Consider the following 15,245-nt stretch of genomic DNA (forward strand, 5'->3'; position numbering starts at 1 on the left):
GGCCGAGCGACGGCGAAAAAGACGATCAGCCCGGAGACGAAGCAGTCCATCCTGGGGCTGGCGATGGTCCTCCCCTCCTTCGCCATTCTCCTGATCGTCGTCATTATCCCGATCGTCCAGTCGTTCATCCTGAGCCTGAGCAACGACGCGGGCGGATACGACCTGAGCCGCTACGCGTATCTGTTCACCGATAAAGGCATGCGCGGCAATATCGTGTTCACCCTGCGGATCACGGCCATCACCTGCGCGGCGGTGCTGCTGGTCAGCTACAGCCTGGCGATCTACATGCGCTTCAACCAGGGGCCGATCGTCGACCTCATCCGCCGGACGTACATGATCCCGCTGTTCATCCCGGGCGTCATCGCCACCTACGGCCTGATCAACCTGCTCGGCAACCACGGCTGGCTGTCGCGCATCCTGGAGACGGTCGGCGTCACGCTGCCCCGGATCATTTTCGACGAAAAAGGCATCATCATCGCGAACCTCTGGTTCAACATTCCGTTCACGACGATGCTGCTCAGCTCCGCGCTGGCCGGCATCCCGTCTTCGGTGATCGAGAGCGCGAAAGACGTCGGCGTCGGCAGGCTGCGCCTGTTCACCCGCTTCATTTTCCCGCTGTCGTACAAGACGTTCCTCGTCGCGCTGACCTTCGTGTTCATGGGCGTCATCGGCTCGTTCACCGCGCCGTTCCTGATCGGAGCCAACTCCCCGCAGATGCTGGGCGTCTCCATGCAGCAGGTATTCAGCGTGTTCCAGGAAAGAGAACAGGCCGCCGCGATCGCGTTCTTCTCGTTCCTGCTGTGCTCGGTGCTCGGAGCGTTCTACATCCGCTCGATGGCGGAGGAAGAGAAAGGGAAGATGTGAAACGAGGCGCGGAAAAGTCGGAAAAACCGGTGCTCCGGTGCGGAGCGCCGGTTTTTTTGCGTGGATCGAGGGAGGCAAGAGCCAAAGAAGTCAAGGGAGCAGAGGGCAGAGGGCAGAGAGCCGAGAAAAACGAGAAAAACGAGAAAGGAGAGAAAGGCGAGAAAGGCGAGAAAGGCGAGGAGGTGCGGAGAGACAAAGGAGTCGAAAGCCAAAGAAGCGAGCAGGCTTTTGAGCGATTCTCGGCCGCTTCGAGCCTGCCTTCCGAACATCACGAGAGCGACTCGGAATTCTAACGAACCTTAAGCACGCTATTGGTTCTCCGAGCGCTCTTTGAATGTTTTAACGAATCCTCCTCACGCTATTCGAGCCTTATTCGGCCTAAATGGGCTTTTTACCGCTGCTTAGCGATATAAGGATTCGTTAGCTTTTCCAAAAGCTCTAAAATCGCGAAATAGCGATATCCCGGTTCGCTAGAGTTCGGCGCCGCAAAAGGATCGACTCCGCGTCTTCGCATCTTGCGCGTTCTGCGCGGATTGCGAAAATGCCGCGTCCTGCGCGGATCCCGCGAATGCCGTTTCGCGCAGGACGCGGCAGGGGTGTCTACAGCTCTTCGATCCGCCGCAGGTAATACGCCCGCAGCCGATCGCGCAGGCTCTCGGGTTCCAGAATCTTGAGCGAAGGACCGAAGCCGGCGAGATAAGAGACGATAAAGTCCGTCTCCCGCGGCTCGTAGCTGCCGGAGAGCAGCAGGAGGCCGTTTGCTTCGGGCGAGTCCGTCAGCGTCATCGACGGATACAGCCTGCGCCGCAGCCGGTCGGCGGCTTCGGGCGCGACGGAGCAGCGGAAGGAGACCGCTTCCGCCGAAGGCCGGCGCAGGCTCTGCGCGTCGCGCAGATCGAGCGCCTGCAGCTCCGCGATCGGTTCGCCGCCGCCGGGTTCGGCCGACACGATCCGGTCGCAGCGGAACACCCGGTATGCCCGCTTGTCCAGATCGTAAGCGCGGCAGTACCAGAAGCCGTCCGAGGCGTAGACGGCGAAAGGCTGGATACGGCGGGTGCGGCCGCCTGCCGCCGTTTCCTGCTTTCCTTCGCCGGTCCGCCCCGCGTAGGCGATCGTCAGCACTTCCCCGCGCACCGCCGCCTGCAGCAGCGTCTCCAGATGAGCTCCCGCATTTGCCGGTTCGCCCTGCTCAAAAGCGATCCGGTGCTCAAAACGCTGAATTTGCTCGCGCTGCGGTTCCGACACCACGTCGAGAAACTTGGCGCGAATGGAATCGAACGATACTCGAAAAGGATCGCCGGACATCCCGCGCAGATTCTGCATGGCGAAATACAGCGCCAGCACCTCGCCGGTGGTGAACGAGACGGGCGGCAGCGAAGCCGTCTCCAGCACCCGATAGCCGCCGCCGCGTCCCCGGTCGGCGTACAGCGGCAGCCCAATCGCCTCCAGCGATTCGACATCGCGCAGCGCCGTGCTGCGGGAGATGCCGAATTCGTCCATCAGCTGGCGCAGCGTGAAGACGCGTTTGCGGTAGACGTAGCGCTGCATCCGGTTGAGCCGTTCCGATTTGTTCATGGATGATCCCTCCGTTCGTTCGGATATAGAAGCGTCATGCTTTGTTTTCGAAAACTGATCGGTTAAAGGTTTCTTTTTTTGACACCTTTAGCGCCTATGCTGTCAGTGTAACCCACATTCCAAGGAGGACCAAACCATGACAACCGATCACCGGATGATCCTGCTCGAAGCCGTTCCGTTTCTCTCGCTTAACGGCCGCGGAGCGGAAGCGATCGAATTTTACGAGAAAATGCTGGATGCCGAAGTGCTGCTGAAGGTCAGCTACGCCGATATGGCGAAAATGGATGAGACGTTCCGTTTCCAAACCGGACAGGAATCTTACATCACGCATTCCGTACTGCAAATCGGAGCCAATAAATTGATGATCGCGGAAGAGGAAATGGACAATACTCGGCCGTGGAGTGCGGGCAACGACTTTTCGCTCTGCATCCAGTCGCGCGACCACGAGACGATCGTGCGGATTTACGAGCGGCTGACCGCCGATGAACGGACGACCGTCATTGCGCCGCTGGCGGCCAATTCGTTCAGCAGCGGCTACGGCGCCGTACGCGATCCGTTCGGCGTGGTGTTCCAGTTCACGGTGACTCGGCATGCTTTCTGATCCGGCGAAGCGAGCGCAGGGAGAGTCGAATAGGGGAAGTCGAGCAGGGCGAAGCCGAGAAGCGGGGAATAAGAACGGATAAAAGGGATCGGAAAAAGAAACAACTATACAGAAACGGCAAATGAAAACGACAAAAAGGCCTGTCCGCTTAGGACAGGCCTTTGAATTTGGACGGGAGAAGATGGTGAAGACCTACCGGGGCGCGTCAAGGAAAAGTGACGCAGCGCCGGGAATTCGGCCGCGCTTCGCACCCGATAAAATGTGGCAAAAATCCATCATTTCCTGCTATCATCCGGAGCGGAGCGGCAAAATGCTGCGAAAATCCATTATTTTTGCGAATTTCGGATGATTTAAGGATGATTTAGCCAAAAATGATGGATTCCTGCAATATTTGCGTCCCTTACTTCCCTGTGGTTGTAAAAATGATGGATATCCGCAGCATTTTTACGCCGAACAAAGGTTGGCCGCTGCGTTCTCCGGTTTTTGGTCGTATGCTGCAGGCATCATACATTTAAAAACACGGCCAAGGGCAGGCCTCAGACTTCCCATGAAAAGAGGCGGGAAACCCGTCCGGCCGCCGGAACTACCCGATCTTCCGCCCGGCGGCCCACACGCCGCGCAGTTCCAGCTCCTCGTCCATCAGGACGAGATCGGCGCGTTTGCCCGGCTCGATGGAGCCGGTCTTGTCGTAGATGCCGGCCTGCCGGGCCGGCGCGGCGCTGGCCGCGTGCGAAGCGCGTTCCACGCTGAGCTGCGCCTGACGGACGAGGAAGCGGAAGCCCTCGTCCATCGTCAGGCGGCTGCCGGCGAGCGCGCCGCCCTGCGTCAAGGCGACGCCGCCTTCGACCTTGACCGGCAGGTCGCCGAGGAAATAATCCCCGTCGCCGAGTCCCGCGGCGGACATGGCGTCGGTGACGAGGACGAGATTGCCGTCATTCTTCACCTTCGCCAGCAGCTGCACCGCGCCGGGATGGACGTGAATCCCGTCCGCGATAATCTCGGCCGTGATCGAGTCGGTGCCGAGCACGGCTCCGGCCGCGCCGGGCTTCCGATGATGCAGCGGCGTCATCGCGTTGAACGTATGCACGGCATGGTTCAACCCGGCGCCGACGGCCGCCAGCACTTCCTCGTAACCCGCGTCGGTGTGCCCCAGCGCCGCCGTAATGCCATTCGCGCGCAGCCACGCGATCGTCTCCAGCGCGCCTTCGCGCTCCGGCGCCAGCGTCAGCTGGCGAATCAGGCCCGGGAAGCGGGCTTCCCAGTCCTCCAGCCAATCCGTTCGCGGCTCGGAGATGTGCTCCGGGTTCTGCGCCCCCGGCCACTGCGGGCTGATAAACGGCCCTTCCAAATGCACGCCCTCGATGCTCGCGCCGGGCGCCGCCGTGCCGGATGTCCCGGCGCGAGCGCCGCTGCTACCGCCGGGCGCCGCGCCGCTGTTCGCCGCGCCGTCCGTCCCGCTTCCGCCGATGCCCGTGCCCGGCATTCCGCTCCGCTGGTGCTGCCGGTAAGCCCAGACGGCTTCCAGCACGCCGTCGATCATGTCGCGCGTCGCCGTCATGGTCGTCGCCAGCATCGACGTCGAACCGTGCGAGCCGTGGAACCGGGCGATGGTCTCCAGCACGCCCGGCTTCGCGGCGTCCATGAAGTCTTCGCCCATGCCTCCGTGGACGTGAATGTCCACGAAGCCCGGCAGCAGCCAGCCGCCGGCCGCGTCGACGACCTGCTCGTCTTCGCCGCCCGCGGCCGAGCCGCTGCCACGCCCTTCCGCGCCCACCGCCGCAGCGCGCCCGCCGCCTTCCGCGCCGGCCGAAGCGGTGCCGTCACGCCCTTCCGCGCGCTCCAGCGCACCGCCGCCACGGTCTTCCGCTCCGGCCGCCATGCCGCCGCGCACCGCCGCGCTATCCCCGCCGCCTGCCGCAACCGCCCGGCCTTCGGCATCTTCCACGGACACGATCCGTCCGTTCGCCACGATACATGTGCCGCCGGCGATCACGCCGCCGGGCGTCACGATCTTCGCGTTGACGAAGCGGAGGACTCCGCCCGGCGCGGCTGCCGCAGCGGGATCTTCCGAATCCGCTTCCGGCACGTCGATATTCAGCTCCAACTGCCGGACGTGCTCGCCGCCGTCCGGCTCCGCGTCTGTTCCGCCGAGCGCATCTTTGTCTTTCCAGTCTTCGCTCAGACTTTCATTAACACCTCTATCCGAACCTTCATCCGAACTTCCATTCAAGCTCCCGCCGGAATCTTTATTCGAATCGCGATCCGACGTTATATCCGATTTTCTATCCGACATTTTGTCCAATGGTCTGTCCGACCCTCTATCCGAATCCCTCTCCATACCGCCGTTCGACAGGTCTCGGGCTTCGTCCCGCCGTCCGTTTTCCGCTTCGCCGCTCATTTCGCCCACGCTCCCGCCGCCTCGTCCATCAGCACGACCAGATTCGGATGCAGCTGCAGCAGGGAAGCCGGGCACTGCGTCGTGATCGGGCCGGTCAGCGCCTGCTCGGCGATCCGCGCTTTGGACTCGCCGCGCACGACGAGCATAATCTGCCGCGCCTTCATGATGCCCGCCACGCCCATCGTGATCGCCTGCTTCGGCACGTCGTCCTCGGATTCGAAAAAGCGCGCGTTCGCCTCGATCGTCCGCTGCTGCAGCGTCGCCGCATGCGTGCCGGGAATCAGTTCGTCGTCCGGTTCGTTGAAGCCGATATGCCCGTTATGGCCGAGCCCCAGCAGCTGCAGATCGATTCGGTCGTCTTCGATCATGGCGTCGTAGTAGGCGCATTCCTGCTCCAGATCGACGGCCAGTCCGTTCGGAACGTGGGTGTTCGCCGGATCGATGTCCACCCGGTTGAACAGATGCGTATTCATGAAGCAGCGATAGCTCGCCGGATGGCTGCCCGACAGGCCGACGTACTCGTCGAGATTATAAGAACGGGCTTTGGCGAAGCTCAGGCTGCCGCTCTCGTACAGCTTGACCAGCTCGGCGTAAATGCCGATCGGCGTGCTTCCGGTCGCGAGGCCGAGCACGGCCCGCGGATTGATCCGCAGCAGGCTGGCGATCAGGCCGGCGCCGGCGCGGTTCAGGTCTTCTTCGGTTCGAAACGTCAACAGGTTCATCGATGTGCACCTCCGGATGGTTTCAAATATTGGCGAACGTTGTGATAAGACTGTTCCAGCATAGGGACGTATTCTTCGAAGCCTTCGCTCACCATCCCTGTAAACAAAATGTCGATCACGTGAAGCTGCGCGATTCGGGACGCCATAGGGCCGCGCCGCACGCCTTCTTCCAGCGACGAGGTGTACAGGGGAATGTCCGCGACGTCCGGCAGCGGGCTGGCGCCGTAGCGGGTGAGCGACAGCGTCAGCGCTCCGGCGTCTTTGGCGCATTGCAGCGCGGCGATCGTCTCCGGCGTTTCCCCCGAGTACGAGATCGCCAGCGCCACGTCGCCTTCGTTCAGCGTGGAAGCCGACGTGATCTGCATATGCGAGTCCGCGAACGCCGTGCAGCTTTTGCCGATGCGGATCAGCTTCTGGTACAGATCCTGCGCGACGATCGACGACGTGCCCATCCCGTACAGATCGATGCGTTTCGCTCCGCTCAGCGCGGCGACGGCGCGTTCCAGCGCTTCGGGATCGAGCAGCCGGGTCGTGTCGGTGATCGAGGAGAGATGATTCGCTTCGATCGCGCGCGCGATCTCCTTCAGCGGCCGCCCGGCGACGATGTCCTGATACGTGCCGGCATCCGACGGGCGCGACAGCTCGCCGATCAGGCGCATTTTAAAATCGGGAAATCCCTTGAAGCGCAGCGACTTGCAAAATCTCGTGACCGTGGCCGGGCTGGTTCCGCATTCGGACGCCAGTTCCGTGATGCCCAGGCGCTGAACCTGCTCGGGATTTTCCAAAATGTACTCGGCGAGCCGTTTCTCCTGCGGGGAGAAGCGTTCCAGACTTTCTTTTAACAGCGACAGCAGGGTGGACATGACAGGACTCCTTTGCGGGCAGCGATCGGTAGAAACGGGAAGGTTGCCTTTTGAAAAATATTTTTAAAAATAAAGCATATAAACAGAAAAATGTTTTCTTATCTTCATCATAAACGAAGGGATAAAAGGATACAAGAAGACCCTTCATCCGCCCGGCCGAAAAGCGAAAAACGCCGAACAAAAACCGCTTCCGACAGGCGAAAGCGGCATTGGCATTCAGGTCAGGACGGCGCAAGCGCAGGATTGGGATAGTCGTCCATCTTCTCCAGCGGGCCGACAAAGAACTGTTCGACGGTCTTTTTGCCCGGCAGCGGATTGCCGTTCTCGTCGCGTCCGTTGGGCCGGGTGCCGATCGACGGATCTTGGATGACGTCCAGCATGTTTTCGATCCGGCGTCGATTCCCTTCCTCGTCGACAAAATAATATTCGTCTTCGGCGGTTCCGTAGGAAGGCTCGGGCGTGGACGTATCCAGCTTGCCGTCGCTGCCGATTCGAAATACCTGCTTGCCGTCTTCGACCGGAATCTCGGGCGCGCCTTCCTGGGCAAAATCGATCAGCACCCATCCCTCGTAGCCTTCCGGAAGAAGATAGACGCTTGACGGGCGCGTATCGGTACAGCCGGCGAGGGCGAGCAGGGACAGCAGCCCGAGCAGCAGACACGGAATTTTTTTCAATGGGAGTCCTCCTTGTTGTGCGGCTGCATCCGTTATAATGAAGCCAGTATCATCTTAACGGCCGAATGGAGGGAAAAGTTATGACCGCACCGCAAACGAATCCCAAAGTCGACGCTTTCCTGGAACGCGCGGAGCAGTGGCGGGAAGAATTCGCGAAGCTCAGAAGCCTGGCGCTGGACAGCGAAATGACGGAAGAACTGAAGTGGGGCCAGCCCTGCTACACGGTTCAAGGCGGCAACGTCGTGCTCATCCACGGATTCAAAGACTACTGCGCGCTGCTGTTTATCAAAGGCTCGCTGCTGCAGGACAATGAACGCATGCTGATCCGGCAGACGCAAAAAGTGCAGGCGGGACGCCAGCTGCGGTTCGACAGCGTATCCGAGATCGAGGAGCGGGAAGAGGAGATCCGGGCCTATATCCGCGAAGCGATCGAGATCGAAAAAGCGGGCCTGCGGGTCGAATTGAAAACGAGCGAGGAATTCGCCGTGCCGGAAGAACTTCGGGAGAGGTTCGACAGAGACGCCGCGCTGCAGGAAGCGTTCGAAGGATTGACCCCCGGCCGGCAAAGAGCGTATCTGCTGCATTTTACCGAGCCCAAGCAGTCCAAGACCCGGGTATCGAGAATCGAGAAGCACGCGCCGCGCATTATGGAAGGCAAAGGACTGAACGACCGCTAGCCTGATCCCGCGGCATCCCAAAAAGAATCGAACAGGAGAGAACCGAACATGACGCAGTCGCTTATTTTCGATATGGACGGAACGCTTTTTCAGACGGACAAAATTCTGGAGATTTCGCTGGAAGAAGCGTTCGATCATCTCAGGTCGCGGGGGGAATGGGAGCGGGAGACGCCGATCGACGCCTACCGCGAGATCATGGGCGTGCCGCTGCCGAAAGTCTGGGAGACGCTGCTGCCGCGGCATTCGCTCGCACTCCGGGAGGAGGTCGACGCTTATTTTCTGGACAGGCTGATCGACAACATTAACCTCGGCAAAGGCGCCCTGTATCCCGGTGTGGAGGAAGTCTTCGGTTATTTGCAGGACAGCGGCCGCCCGATCTACATCGCAAGCAACGGCCTGATCGCTTACCTGGACGCCATTGTCCGCTATTACGGTCTGGACCGCTGGGTGACGGAAGTGTTCAGCATTCAGCAGATCGAATCGTTGAACAAATCGGACCTGGTCCGAACGATCGTCGACAAATACGGCATCACGGACGGAGCGGTCGCGGGCGACCGTCTGTCGGATATCCGGGCGGCCAAAGACAACGGACTGCTGGCGATCGGGTGCCGTTTCGATTTCGCGCAGGCCGACGAAATGGCGCAGGCGGATCGGGTCATCGACGATTGGAGCCAGCTGCCGGCGGTATTGGGTGAGACGCGGGAAGCTGCCGACATTTGAATGGGGGAAGGAGAAGAGCGAATGGACATTTTCAAAGCAATCCAGGACGGACAGACGGAAGCCGTGGAACGATATCTGACGGGCGGCGCCGATCCCAATCGCATATACGAAAACGGCTGGACCCTGCTGAAAGCGGCCGCCGAGCACGAACAGCCGGAGATCGTCAAGCTGCTCGTGGAGGGCGGCGCGGACGTCAATCTTCAGCCTGACGGAGGCTGGACGGCGCTTCATCAGGCGGTGGATATCGCGATCGACGGCACGATTCAGACCGGCGGGCAGCCGGGCGACGAACCCGTAGCGATCATCCGGTATCTGCTGGAGCACGGCGCGGACCCGGAACTTCGGGATACGGACGGCCAACACGCGCTGGACATCGCCGAAGCTTATCGCTCCGAGAAAGTGATCGCCGTGCTGCAAAGCGGCATGCCGCGGTCGAATCCGGAATCGGATCGGAATAACCCCGGTTCCGTCTAAGCCTTCCGCCAGTTCAGCCCTTCCAAAAAACGGTGCACGTCCGCGAACACCTCCGCCTGCTCCGGTCCCAGCGTCAGAATATGCCCGGACTGCGGATAGAGGGTGTACGTTTTGCGCGGATGTCTCACTTTGCCGTAAATGACTTCCGCGCTGTCCAGGTACAGCGGATTGTCCAGCCCGCCCTGCATGACGGCGACGGGAGCGTCGATCTCCCGCAGCCGTTCGCCGGTATCGGAGATCAAATCCTGCAGCTCGGTCAACCGGTCGCGAGGCCGCGCCTGCAGCGCTTCGATCTCCTCCTGCACGACGTCCGGGCTTTTGCCTTCGAACGTCTTGTACGACCGGGCATAGCTCAGGACGCGCCGGAACAGGTCGTCGGCGCTCTTGCCTCGGATCGGCGCGCACATGGATACGACGCCGGCGACGGGATATTCGGTGCCGAGCCGCAGCGCAAACACGGCCCCCAACGACACCCCGACCGCCGCGATCTCGGTATACCCTTCCGCGACCAGCCGGCGGTAGCCTTCCTCGGCGTCCCGCCGCCAGTTTTCCGGGGAGAGGTCCAGCAGCTCCTCGGCCGCGTCTCCGTGTCCGGTGTAAAGCGGGGCGTGGCACGTATAGCCTTTTTCATGCAGATAACGTCCCAATTTGCGCACGTCCGCCGGGCTGCCCGTAAATCCGTGCAGCAGCAGAACGGCGCGTTTGCCGGACGAATAAGTAAAAGGCTGGGGAGGGATCATCTTCATGGCGTTCACTCCGATTCTGAGCAGAATTCGGACCGACTCGAAAGCCGGGTCCGCGCGTCGATCATACTCTTATATCTAACCATACATATGCGCTGCGTTAAAGTTGAGAAGTGTGCGGAATATCCGTTAAAATGAGGAAGATTCGTACATTCAGGACGTTTGCGCAAGCGTATCGGTGAGAGCTACCGCCGTTTACGCAAACGCCTTCAATTCTTGGGAGGTAACGATGCTGAGGACCGTGTTGGGAAGATTCAAAGTGATCGGAGTGCTGGAAGGGATCTCGTTTCTGCTGCTGCTCCTGGTCGCGATGCCGCTGAAGTACGCCGCCGGCGTCGACCAGGCCGTCTCGATCGTCGGAATGGCGCATGGCGTGCTGTTCGTGCTGTATATCCTGGCGGTGCTGCATGCGTTCATGGAACTGAAATGGGGCATGAAAAAGCTGCTGTGGGCGCTGGCCGCGGCCGTGCTGCCAGCAGGCACGTTCGTGTTCGAGTCGTATTTGAACAAAGAGATTGCGGCGGGCCGCGCTTACGCGACGCCGGAGGAAGCGGATCGGGGGAGACGGGCGGTATAGGCGGAACGTAGACCGGATACAACCACATAAGCAAGCAGCGCCGAAAGCATCGGGCCTTGAGATGAAACTCCATCTTAAGGCCCTTTTTCTATGTAAAACTAGATTTCCAATTATTCCAAACGATGATAAACTGAGGAGGCAAGCAGGATGAAAATAGGTTTGAGGTACCAAGGCGATGGGACGGTAGGAGTGAAGCTGGAGCGTTACGGGCCGGAAGAATTGAGAGGGATACGTTCCGTGCCGGGCCGTGCATGGCTGCAGGATGAGAAAGTGTGGACCATTCCATACAGCCTGCCGGCATTGGAGGTTCTGCTCAAAGCTTATCCTATGGATGAATTCGTGGGCGACGAACGGCTGATCCGCGAACTTCTGTCTATTAAGGAACGGCTTCAACATCCTCGGCAGGAGCGGATCATTCCGGAGACAGCCGAGAGCCGCGTTGAGAGCGGGCCGTGGAATGCGGAACGCGAGCGGGAACTGCGCGACGCCCTGAAAGCCAGAGGATACAGCAGCAGGACGATCAAAGCGTATACGTCGCAGGTCCGGCGCTTTTTTGCGGAAACGGACGGAGCGGATACGGACATTGGCGAGACAGCGGTACAAAAATATGCGCTGGCGCTGCTCGAAAAAGGCCTCTCGCATGCTTACGTGAACCAGGCGATCAGCGCGCTTAAGTTCCATTTTCGTTATGTACTGAATCGCCCTAAGTCGAATGGCTACGTCCGACCCAAAAAAGAAAGCAAACTGCCGGACGTGCTCTCGCTTGGCGAGGTGGTGCGGCTGCTCAAAAGCGTGCCGAATCTCAAGCACAAGACGATTCTGTACCTGACCTATACTTCGGGCCTGCGCGTTAGCGAAGTCGTTCGTCTTCGTCCGACGGACTGCGACCGGGAGCGGCATATCGTGAAGGTACGCCAAGGAAAAGGCAGGAAAGACCGGCAGACCCTGCTCTCCGAGGCGGCAGCCGGAGTATTGGAGCGCTACATCGAGCAGGAACAGCCGGAAGGCTGGTTGTTTCCCGGACAGCGGGAAGGAAGGCATCTGACGGAACGCTCGGCGCAGAAAGTGTTCGAAAAAGCGCTGCTCCAGGCGGGAATTCGCAAAGAAGTGAGCATCCATTCGCTGCGGCATTCTTTTGCGACTCACCTGCTGGAAAACGGAATAGACCTTCGCTACATCCAGGAGCTGCTCGGTCACCAAAGCGTACGAACGACAGAACGCTATACGCATGTGAGCAGACGGGATATCGGGAAGATCCAGAGCCCTTTGGATCGGCTGGGCGGGCTGGATGAGTAGAGCGGAGGAAGTACGGGAATACCGGTGGACGGTGGAATTGACGAAGTTCGAGAATACCACGGAGTAGGCAGGTTGTAAGAAGTTCGGGAATACGGCAGGGAAGAGAGATTGGCGAAGTTCGGGAATAAGACGTTATCTGTAAGATTTCCCCCAAGAACTTGTAAGTGTCTCATTCGCAACGTCCTGTTGCTTGAAGTAGGCGATGAAGGGTTATAAAGGCTGCCAAGACTATCGAGGCTATAAAGACGGACAAAGCTATAAAGGCGGACAGGGCTATAAAAACGGATAGAACTATAAAGACGTACAGAATTATAAACAGGGATAAAGCGATAAAGATGGACAAGGCTAATGATTAAAGTGGGCCGACGTCCTGTCTCGATTCGAAGAAGTGGTGTAAATCCAACAGATAACATAATATTCACGCTGCGGACATTCGTCCTTGGTCTGGCATTCGCCAGACACCCAACATGCGTTGGGTCGTGAATACAGGAACGTTATGAGAAATCATTGTGGGACAAAGAATATAAACCAAAGCAAAAAAATCAAAACCGAGAGTAGAGCGAGAGGAACCTAAACCATGGATGATTTTACGAAGAAGCGAATTATAAAATTGATGGATGAATATGTTCAACAAGCTGTACCCGAACATGTGAAAGATCAAATAGGATGCAGCTATAAGATCAGAGGGAACCACGTGACCTTGATTGAAGAAAGAAAAGCTTTCAAAAGTGAGAAGTGGGTACAACGCCCAATCGCTCAATTTCGTTTGGACGAAAAGCAGTGGAAAATCTATTGGAGAGATAGTAAAGAAAAATGGCATTTTATAGATGATTATGAACCGAACGAAGATTTTGAAACCCAATTAAAGATCGTTGATCAAGACGAGAATGGAGTGTTTTGGGGTTGAATCGAAGAGGATAAGGAAAGCGACCCGTGAATACAGCATCCGATCTTCGAATCTGAATAGAATGATCAAACATTAGAAAATCTAGGAGAGATCTTAGAAAGAACGAATGGGTTAGGAAGAAGAAAGAGACAAACGAAGATATTGAAACCTGATTTAAAGTCATGAATAAAGACTTTGAAGGAATATTTGAAGTGAACTCGAAGAAGCCAATGACATCTCATAACATAATATTCATGCTGCGGACATCCGTCCTTGGTCTGGCATTCGCCGGACACCCGACATACGTCGGGTCATGAATACAGGAACGTTAGGCGAAATTACCTGTAAGATTAGGAGGTTTATTATGTCAAACCTTAATTTGGAATTGCGTATAGAGAAAATGAATTGGAGTTCCAATTATTCAAAACGAGAAATTACACTTTCTCAAAAATATAAGTTTGAAAATATTCGATTAACTGAAAGTATCATTGATGACTTACATACACTAATTCTTCAAATTAAAGAAGATTTAATGACTTTAAAAGTCAGTATAGTAGGAGAAAATTACTACATCTATATTACTCTAATTTTTGATGATAATGATCCAACAAACAAGATAGATAGAACTCTTAATAGAGTAAAAGAAGCATGCGAGTCATATTTTAAGAATTTACAAGAATTAGGTTTGAAAACAACCTCAAATAATTTTGATTTATTGAATGAAATAATGAATGAAAATGGGTTTGTGTTTAAAGCGCATCAAATTGAAGAATGGGGAGTAGCGGAAGAAATAAAGCAGTTATTGGCTACTCAAAATCAAGACTTTAAGGTTATACAGCATTATCAGTCGAGATTTGATGGAGGATTATCTGGAGGAGCGGAAGACTTTTTGTTTTTCATAGGCAGCTCAGTTTTATCAGGAGTTACTTGGGATGTTTTGAAAGGGATCTTGGCTAGTAAATTTGAAGATGAACGTACAAACATTAAAAGTACTCCTATAAATAATGAAAAATTCAAAAAACTTAGAAGAGAGGTAGCTGAAAGAACAAGAGAAGATTATAGAGAATTAGTACTGACTGATTTTTATCAGAACGAGAATGAGCTTATCTGTGAATTTAAAATTTATGAACCTACTATGAAAACAATAATGATTTTATGTGATCTGGAATATCAAATTAAAGAATTAAAGTATGAAAGAAAGTAACTTCGCCTAACATAATATTCACGCTGCGGGCATACGCCCTTGGTTCGGCATTCGCCGAACACCCGACATGCGTCGGGTCGTAAATACAGGAACGTTAGATGAAACCGACTAATACAATTTATGGAGGCAATATCATGGAAGTTAATATAGAACATCTAAATACTTCAGAACAAATAGCTATTTGGAGGGAAGCTTTTATAAAGCATAATATGAATAGATCGGATGATTATTACGATAATTGCTTGCAAGAGAATATGAACAGCGAACGGGTAACATTATTGGTAATAGTGGCTGGGAAATTAGCAGGATGCGCCCATTTAAAGTATAACTCGGATTATCCTTATTTTAATGAGAATGGAATACCAGAAATCAATGATCTTAATGTATTCCCAGAATATCGAAGACAAGGAATAGCTAATAAATTGATGGATGAATTTGAAGACATGGTTTCTAAGACATATAAGTACATAGGAATTGGTGTTGGAATGTATAAAGATTATGGTGCTGCACAAAGAATTTATTGTCGCAGGGGATATATTCCAGATGGGAATGGGATTATTTATAACAATCAATTTGTAGTACCAGGATCTATGGTATGTGTAGATGATGATTTGAACTTATACTTTACTAAAGAACTAACAAGAGAAAGACTTTGAGGGTGGGTTCAGGGAAGAGTCGGCATCATCTAACACCGTGTTCCCACTGCGGCTCCTACGGAGCCTTGGTCTGCAAGAGGGATTTCGAAGAAGCGGATTCAGCAGACACACCTGCACCGACTAACCGCGTCGCAGCCGCCCCTGTCGGGGCTTAAGTCGGTGAGGCGTCGGGAACACAACAACGTTAAGTGAAATTCCACTAAAGCTTCATGCTTGTAAAATGGTAAAATGTCATCATCAAAACATAAGTAAGAATAATCACTGAATGGCAAGAGCTTTAACAAGTTTTAAATAGTCAGCATTAATAATTTACTT

General features: G+C 55.7%; 17 protein-coding genes. 11 read left to right on the plus strand and 6 right to left on the minus strand.

From position 1 onward, the window contains the following. Positions 1–24 precede the first annotated feature (24 nt). Together GYN08_RS16445 and GYN08_RS16450 are read left to right on the plus strand one after the other, a co-directional pair. On the plus strand, positions 25–864 hold the full coding sequence (locus GYN08_RS16445; RefSeq protein ID WP_166276902.1) for an ABC transporter permease: 840 nt from the start codon (positions 25–27) through the stop codon (positions 862–864). A 56-nt stretch (positions 865–920) separates the two neighbouring features. After that, positions 921–1,157 (plus strand): hypothetical protein, encoded by a 237-nt coding sequence (locus tag GYN08_RS16450; protein WP_166276249.1) that lies wholly within the window; start codon positions 921–923, stop codon positions 1,155–1,157. 307 nt (positions 1,158–1,464) lie between these two features. On the opposite strand, the gene GYN08_RS16455 is transcribed toward GYN08_RS16450, so the two are convergent. Further along, entirely contained in the window at positions 1,465–2,439 is a 975-nt protein-coding gene (locus GYN08_RS16455; RefSeq protein WP_166276252.1) for a helix-turn-helix transcriptional regulator, read from the minus strand. 136 nt (positions 2,440–2,575) lie between these two features. Between GYN08_RS16455 and GYN08_RS16460 the strand changes: the two genes are divergently transcribed. Further along, the gene (locus tag GYN08_RS16460; protein ID WP_235946348.1) at positions 2,576–3,040 is read left to right on the plus strand and encodes a VOC family protein; all 465 of its coding nucleotides are present in this window, start codon (positions 2,576–2,578) and stop codon (positions 3,038–3,040) included. A 583-nt stretch (positions 3,041–3,623) separates the two neighbouring features. Here the strand turns inward: GYN08_RS16460 and nagA are convergent. The 4 genes from nagA to GYN08_RS16480 form a co-directional block, all read right to left on the minus strand. Further along, positions 3,624–4,814 (minus strand): N-acetylglucosamine-6-phosphate deacetylase, encoded by a 1,191-nt coding sequence (gene nagA / locus GYN08_RS23785; protein ID WP_328802972.1) that lies wholly within the window; start codon positions 4,812–4,814, stop codon positions 3,624–3,626. A gap of 620 nt (positions 4,815–5,434) precedes the next feature. Next, positions 5,435–6,160 carry a glucosamine-6-phosphate deaminase gene (nagB, locus tag GYN08_RS16470; RefSeq protein WP_166276258.1) on the minus strand — a complete coding sequence of 242 codons (726 nt, stop codon included), beginning with the start codon at positions 6,158–6,160 and terminating at the stop codon, positions 5,435–5,437. Further along, complete coding sequence (locus GYN08_RS16475; protein WP_166276261.1) at positions 6,157–7,023, minus strand: MurR/RpiR family transcriptional regulator; 867 nt, start codon at positions 7,021–7,023, stop codon at positions 6,157–6,159. Before GYN08_RS16475 ends, nagB begins: the two co-directional genes overlap by 4 nt. 221 nt (positions 7,024–7,244) lie before the next feature. After that, the gene (locus GYN08_RS16480; RefSeq protein WP_166276264.1) at positions 7,245–7,697 is read right to left on the minus strand and encodes a DUF6843 domain-containing protein; all 453 of its coding nucleotides are present in this window, start codon (positions 7,695–7,697) and stop codon (positions 7,245–7,247) included. A gap of 80 nt (positions 7,698–7,777) precedes the next feature. Here GYN08_RS16480 and GYN08_RS16485 point away from each other — a divergent pair, with 80 nt between their 5' ends. From GYN08_RS16485 to GYN08_RS16495, 3 genes are read left to right on the plus strand one after another with little or no spacing between them, the layout of a single operon-like run. Next, the gene (locus tag GYN08_RS16485) at positions 7,778–8,374 is read left to right on the plus strand and encodes a YdeI/OmpD-associated family protein (RefSeq protein WP_166276267.1); all 597 of its coding nucleotides are present in this window, start codon (positions 7,778–7,780) and stop codon (positions 8,372–8,374) included. Between the two features lie 48 nt (positions 8,375–8,422). Next, positions 8,423–9,094, plus strand: a complete 672-nt coding sequence (locus tag GYN08_RS16490; protein ID WP_166276270.1) for an HAD family hydrolase — start codon at positions 8,423–8,425, stop codon at positions 9,092–9,094. Between the two features lie 21 nt (positions 9,095–9,115). Further along, positions 9,116–9,568 (plus strand): ankyrin repeat domain-containing protein, encoded by a 453-nt coding sequence (locus GYN08_RS16495; RefSeq protein WP_166276273.1) that lies wholly within the window; start codon positions 9,116–9,118, stop codon positions 9,566–9,568. Here the strand turns inward: GYN08_RS16495 and GYN08_RS16500 are convergent. Beyond that, positions 9,565–10,314: an alpha/beta hydrolase gene (locus GYN08_RS16500; protein ID WP_166276276.1), complete on the minus strand. Its 750-nt coding sequence runs from the start codon at positions 10,312–10,314 to the stop codon at positions 9,565–9,567. The two genes, GYN08_RS16495 and GYN08_RS16500, sit on opposite strands and share 4 nt — an antisense overlap. 226 nt (positions 10,315–10,540) lie before the next feature. Between GYN08_RS16500 and GYN08_RS16505 the strand changes: the two genes are divergently transcribed. The 5 genes from GYN08_RS16505 to GYN08_RS16525 all read left to right on the plus strand — a co-directional run bounded on the left by GYN08_RS16505 (position 10,541) and on the right by GYN08_RS16525 (position 14,930). Then, positions 10,541–10,888, plus strand: a complete 348-nt coding sequence (locus tag GYN08_RS16505) for a DUF3817 domain-containing protein (RefSeq protein ID WP_166276279.1) — start codon at positions 10,541–10,543, stop codon at positions 10,886–10,888. 147 nt (positions 10,889–11,035) lie between these two features. Next, positions 11,036–12,184 carry a tyrosine-type recombinase/integrase gene (locus tag GYN08_RS16510; protein ID WP_166276282.1) on the plus strand — a complete coding sequence of 383 codons (1,149 nt, stop codon included), beginning with the start codon at positions 11,036–11,038 and terminating at the stop codon, positions 12,182–12,184. A 577-nt stretch (positions 12,185–12,761) separates the two neighbouring features. Next, the gene (locus GYN08_RS16515; RefSeq protein WP_166276285.1) at positions 12,762–13,091 is read left to right on the plus strand and encodes a DUF3024 domain-containing protein; all 330 of its coding nucleotides are present in this window, start codon (positions 12,762–12,764) and stop codon (positions 13,089–13,091) included. 343 nt (positions 13,092–13,434) lie between these two features. Then, a complete protein-coding gene (locus GYN08_RS16520; protein ID WP_166276288.1) occupies positions 13,435–14,274 on the plus strand; it encodes a hypothetical protein in 840 nt (279 codons plus the stop codon). Between the two features lie 134 nt (positions 14,275–14,408). Beyond that, positions 14,409–14,930: a GNAT family N-acetyltransferase gene (locus GYN08_RS16525; RefSeq protein ID WP_166276291.1), complete on the plus strand. Its 522-nt coding sequence runs from the start codon at positions 14,409–14,411 to the stop codon at positions 14,928–14,930. Positions 14,931–15,245: the final 315 nt, after the last annotated feature.

Source organism: Saccharibacillus alkalitolerans (assembly GCF_011090185.1).
Taxonomy (GTDB): Bacteria; Bacillota; Bacilli; order Paenibacillales; family Paenibacillaceae; genus Saccharibacillus; species Saccharibacillus alkalitolerans.

Bases quoted from the DNA above. Each gene is read 5' to 3' on its own strand.
- GYN08_RS16495 (WP_166276273.1), top strand. From the start codon at position 9,116: ATGGACATTTTCAAAGCAATCCAGGACGGACAGACGGAAGCCGTGGAA.
- GYN08_RS16455 (WP_166276252.1), bottom strand. From the start codon at position 2,439: ATGAACAAATCGGAACGGCTCAACCGGATGCAGCGCTACGTCTACCGC.
- GYN08_RS16510 (WP_166276282.1), top strand. From the start codon at position 11,036: ATGAAAATAGGTTTGAGGTACCAAGGCGATGGGACGGTAGGAGTGAAG.
- nagB (WP_166276258.1), bottom strand. From the start codon at position 6,160: ATGAACCTGTTGACGTTTCGAACCGAAGAAGACCTGAACCGCGCCGGC.
- GYN08_RS16460 (WP_235946348.1), top strand. From the start codon at position 2,576: ATGACAACCGATCACCGGATGATCCTGCTCGAAGCCGTTCCGTTTCTC.
- GYN08_RS16515 (WP_166276285.1), top strand. From the start codon at position 12,762: ATGGATGATTTTACGAAGAAGCGAATTATAAAATTGATGGATGAATAT.
- GYN08_RS16525 (WP_166276291.1), top strand. From the start codon at position 14,409: ATGGAAGTTAATATAGAACATCTAAATACTTCAGAACAAATAGCTATT.
- GYN08_RS16505 (WP_166276279.1), top strand. From the start codon at position 10,541: ATGCTGAGGACCGTGTTGGGAAGATTCAAAGTGATCGGAGTGCTGGAA.
- GYN08_RS16475 (WP_166276261.1), bottom strand. From the start codon at position 7,023: ATGTCCACCCTGCTGTCGCTGTTAAAAGAAAGTCTGGAACGCTTCTCC.
- GYN08_RS16500 (WP_166276276.1), bottom strand. From the start codon at position 10,314: ATGAAGATGATCCCTCCCCAGCCTTTTACTTATTCGTCCGGCAAACGC.
- GYN08_RS16485 (WP_166276267.1), top strand. From the start codon at position 7,778: ATGACCGCACCGCAAACGAATCCCAAAGTCGACGCTTTCCTGGAACGC.
- GYN08_RS16520 (WP_166276288.1), top strand. From the start codon at position 13,435: ATGTCAAACCTTAATTTGGAATTGCGTATAGAGAAAATGAATTGGAGT.
- GYN08_RS16490 (WP_166276270.1), top strand. From the start codon at position 8,423: ATGACGCAGTCGCTTATTTTCGATATGGACGGAACGCTTTTTCAGACG.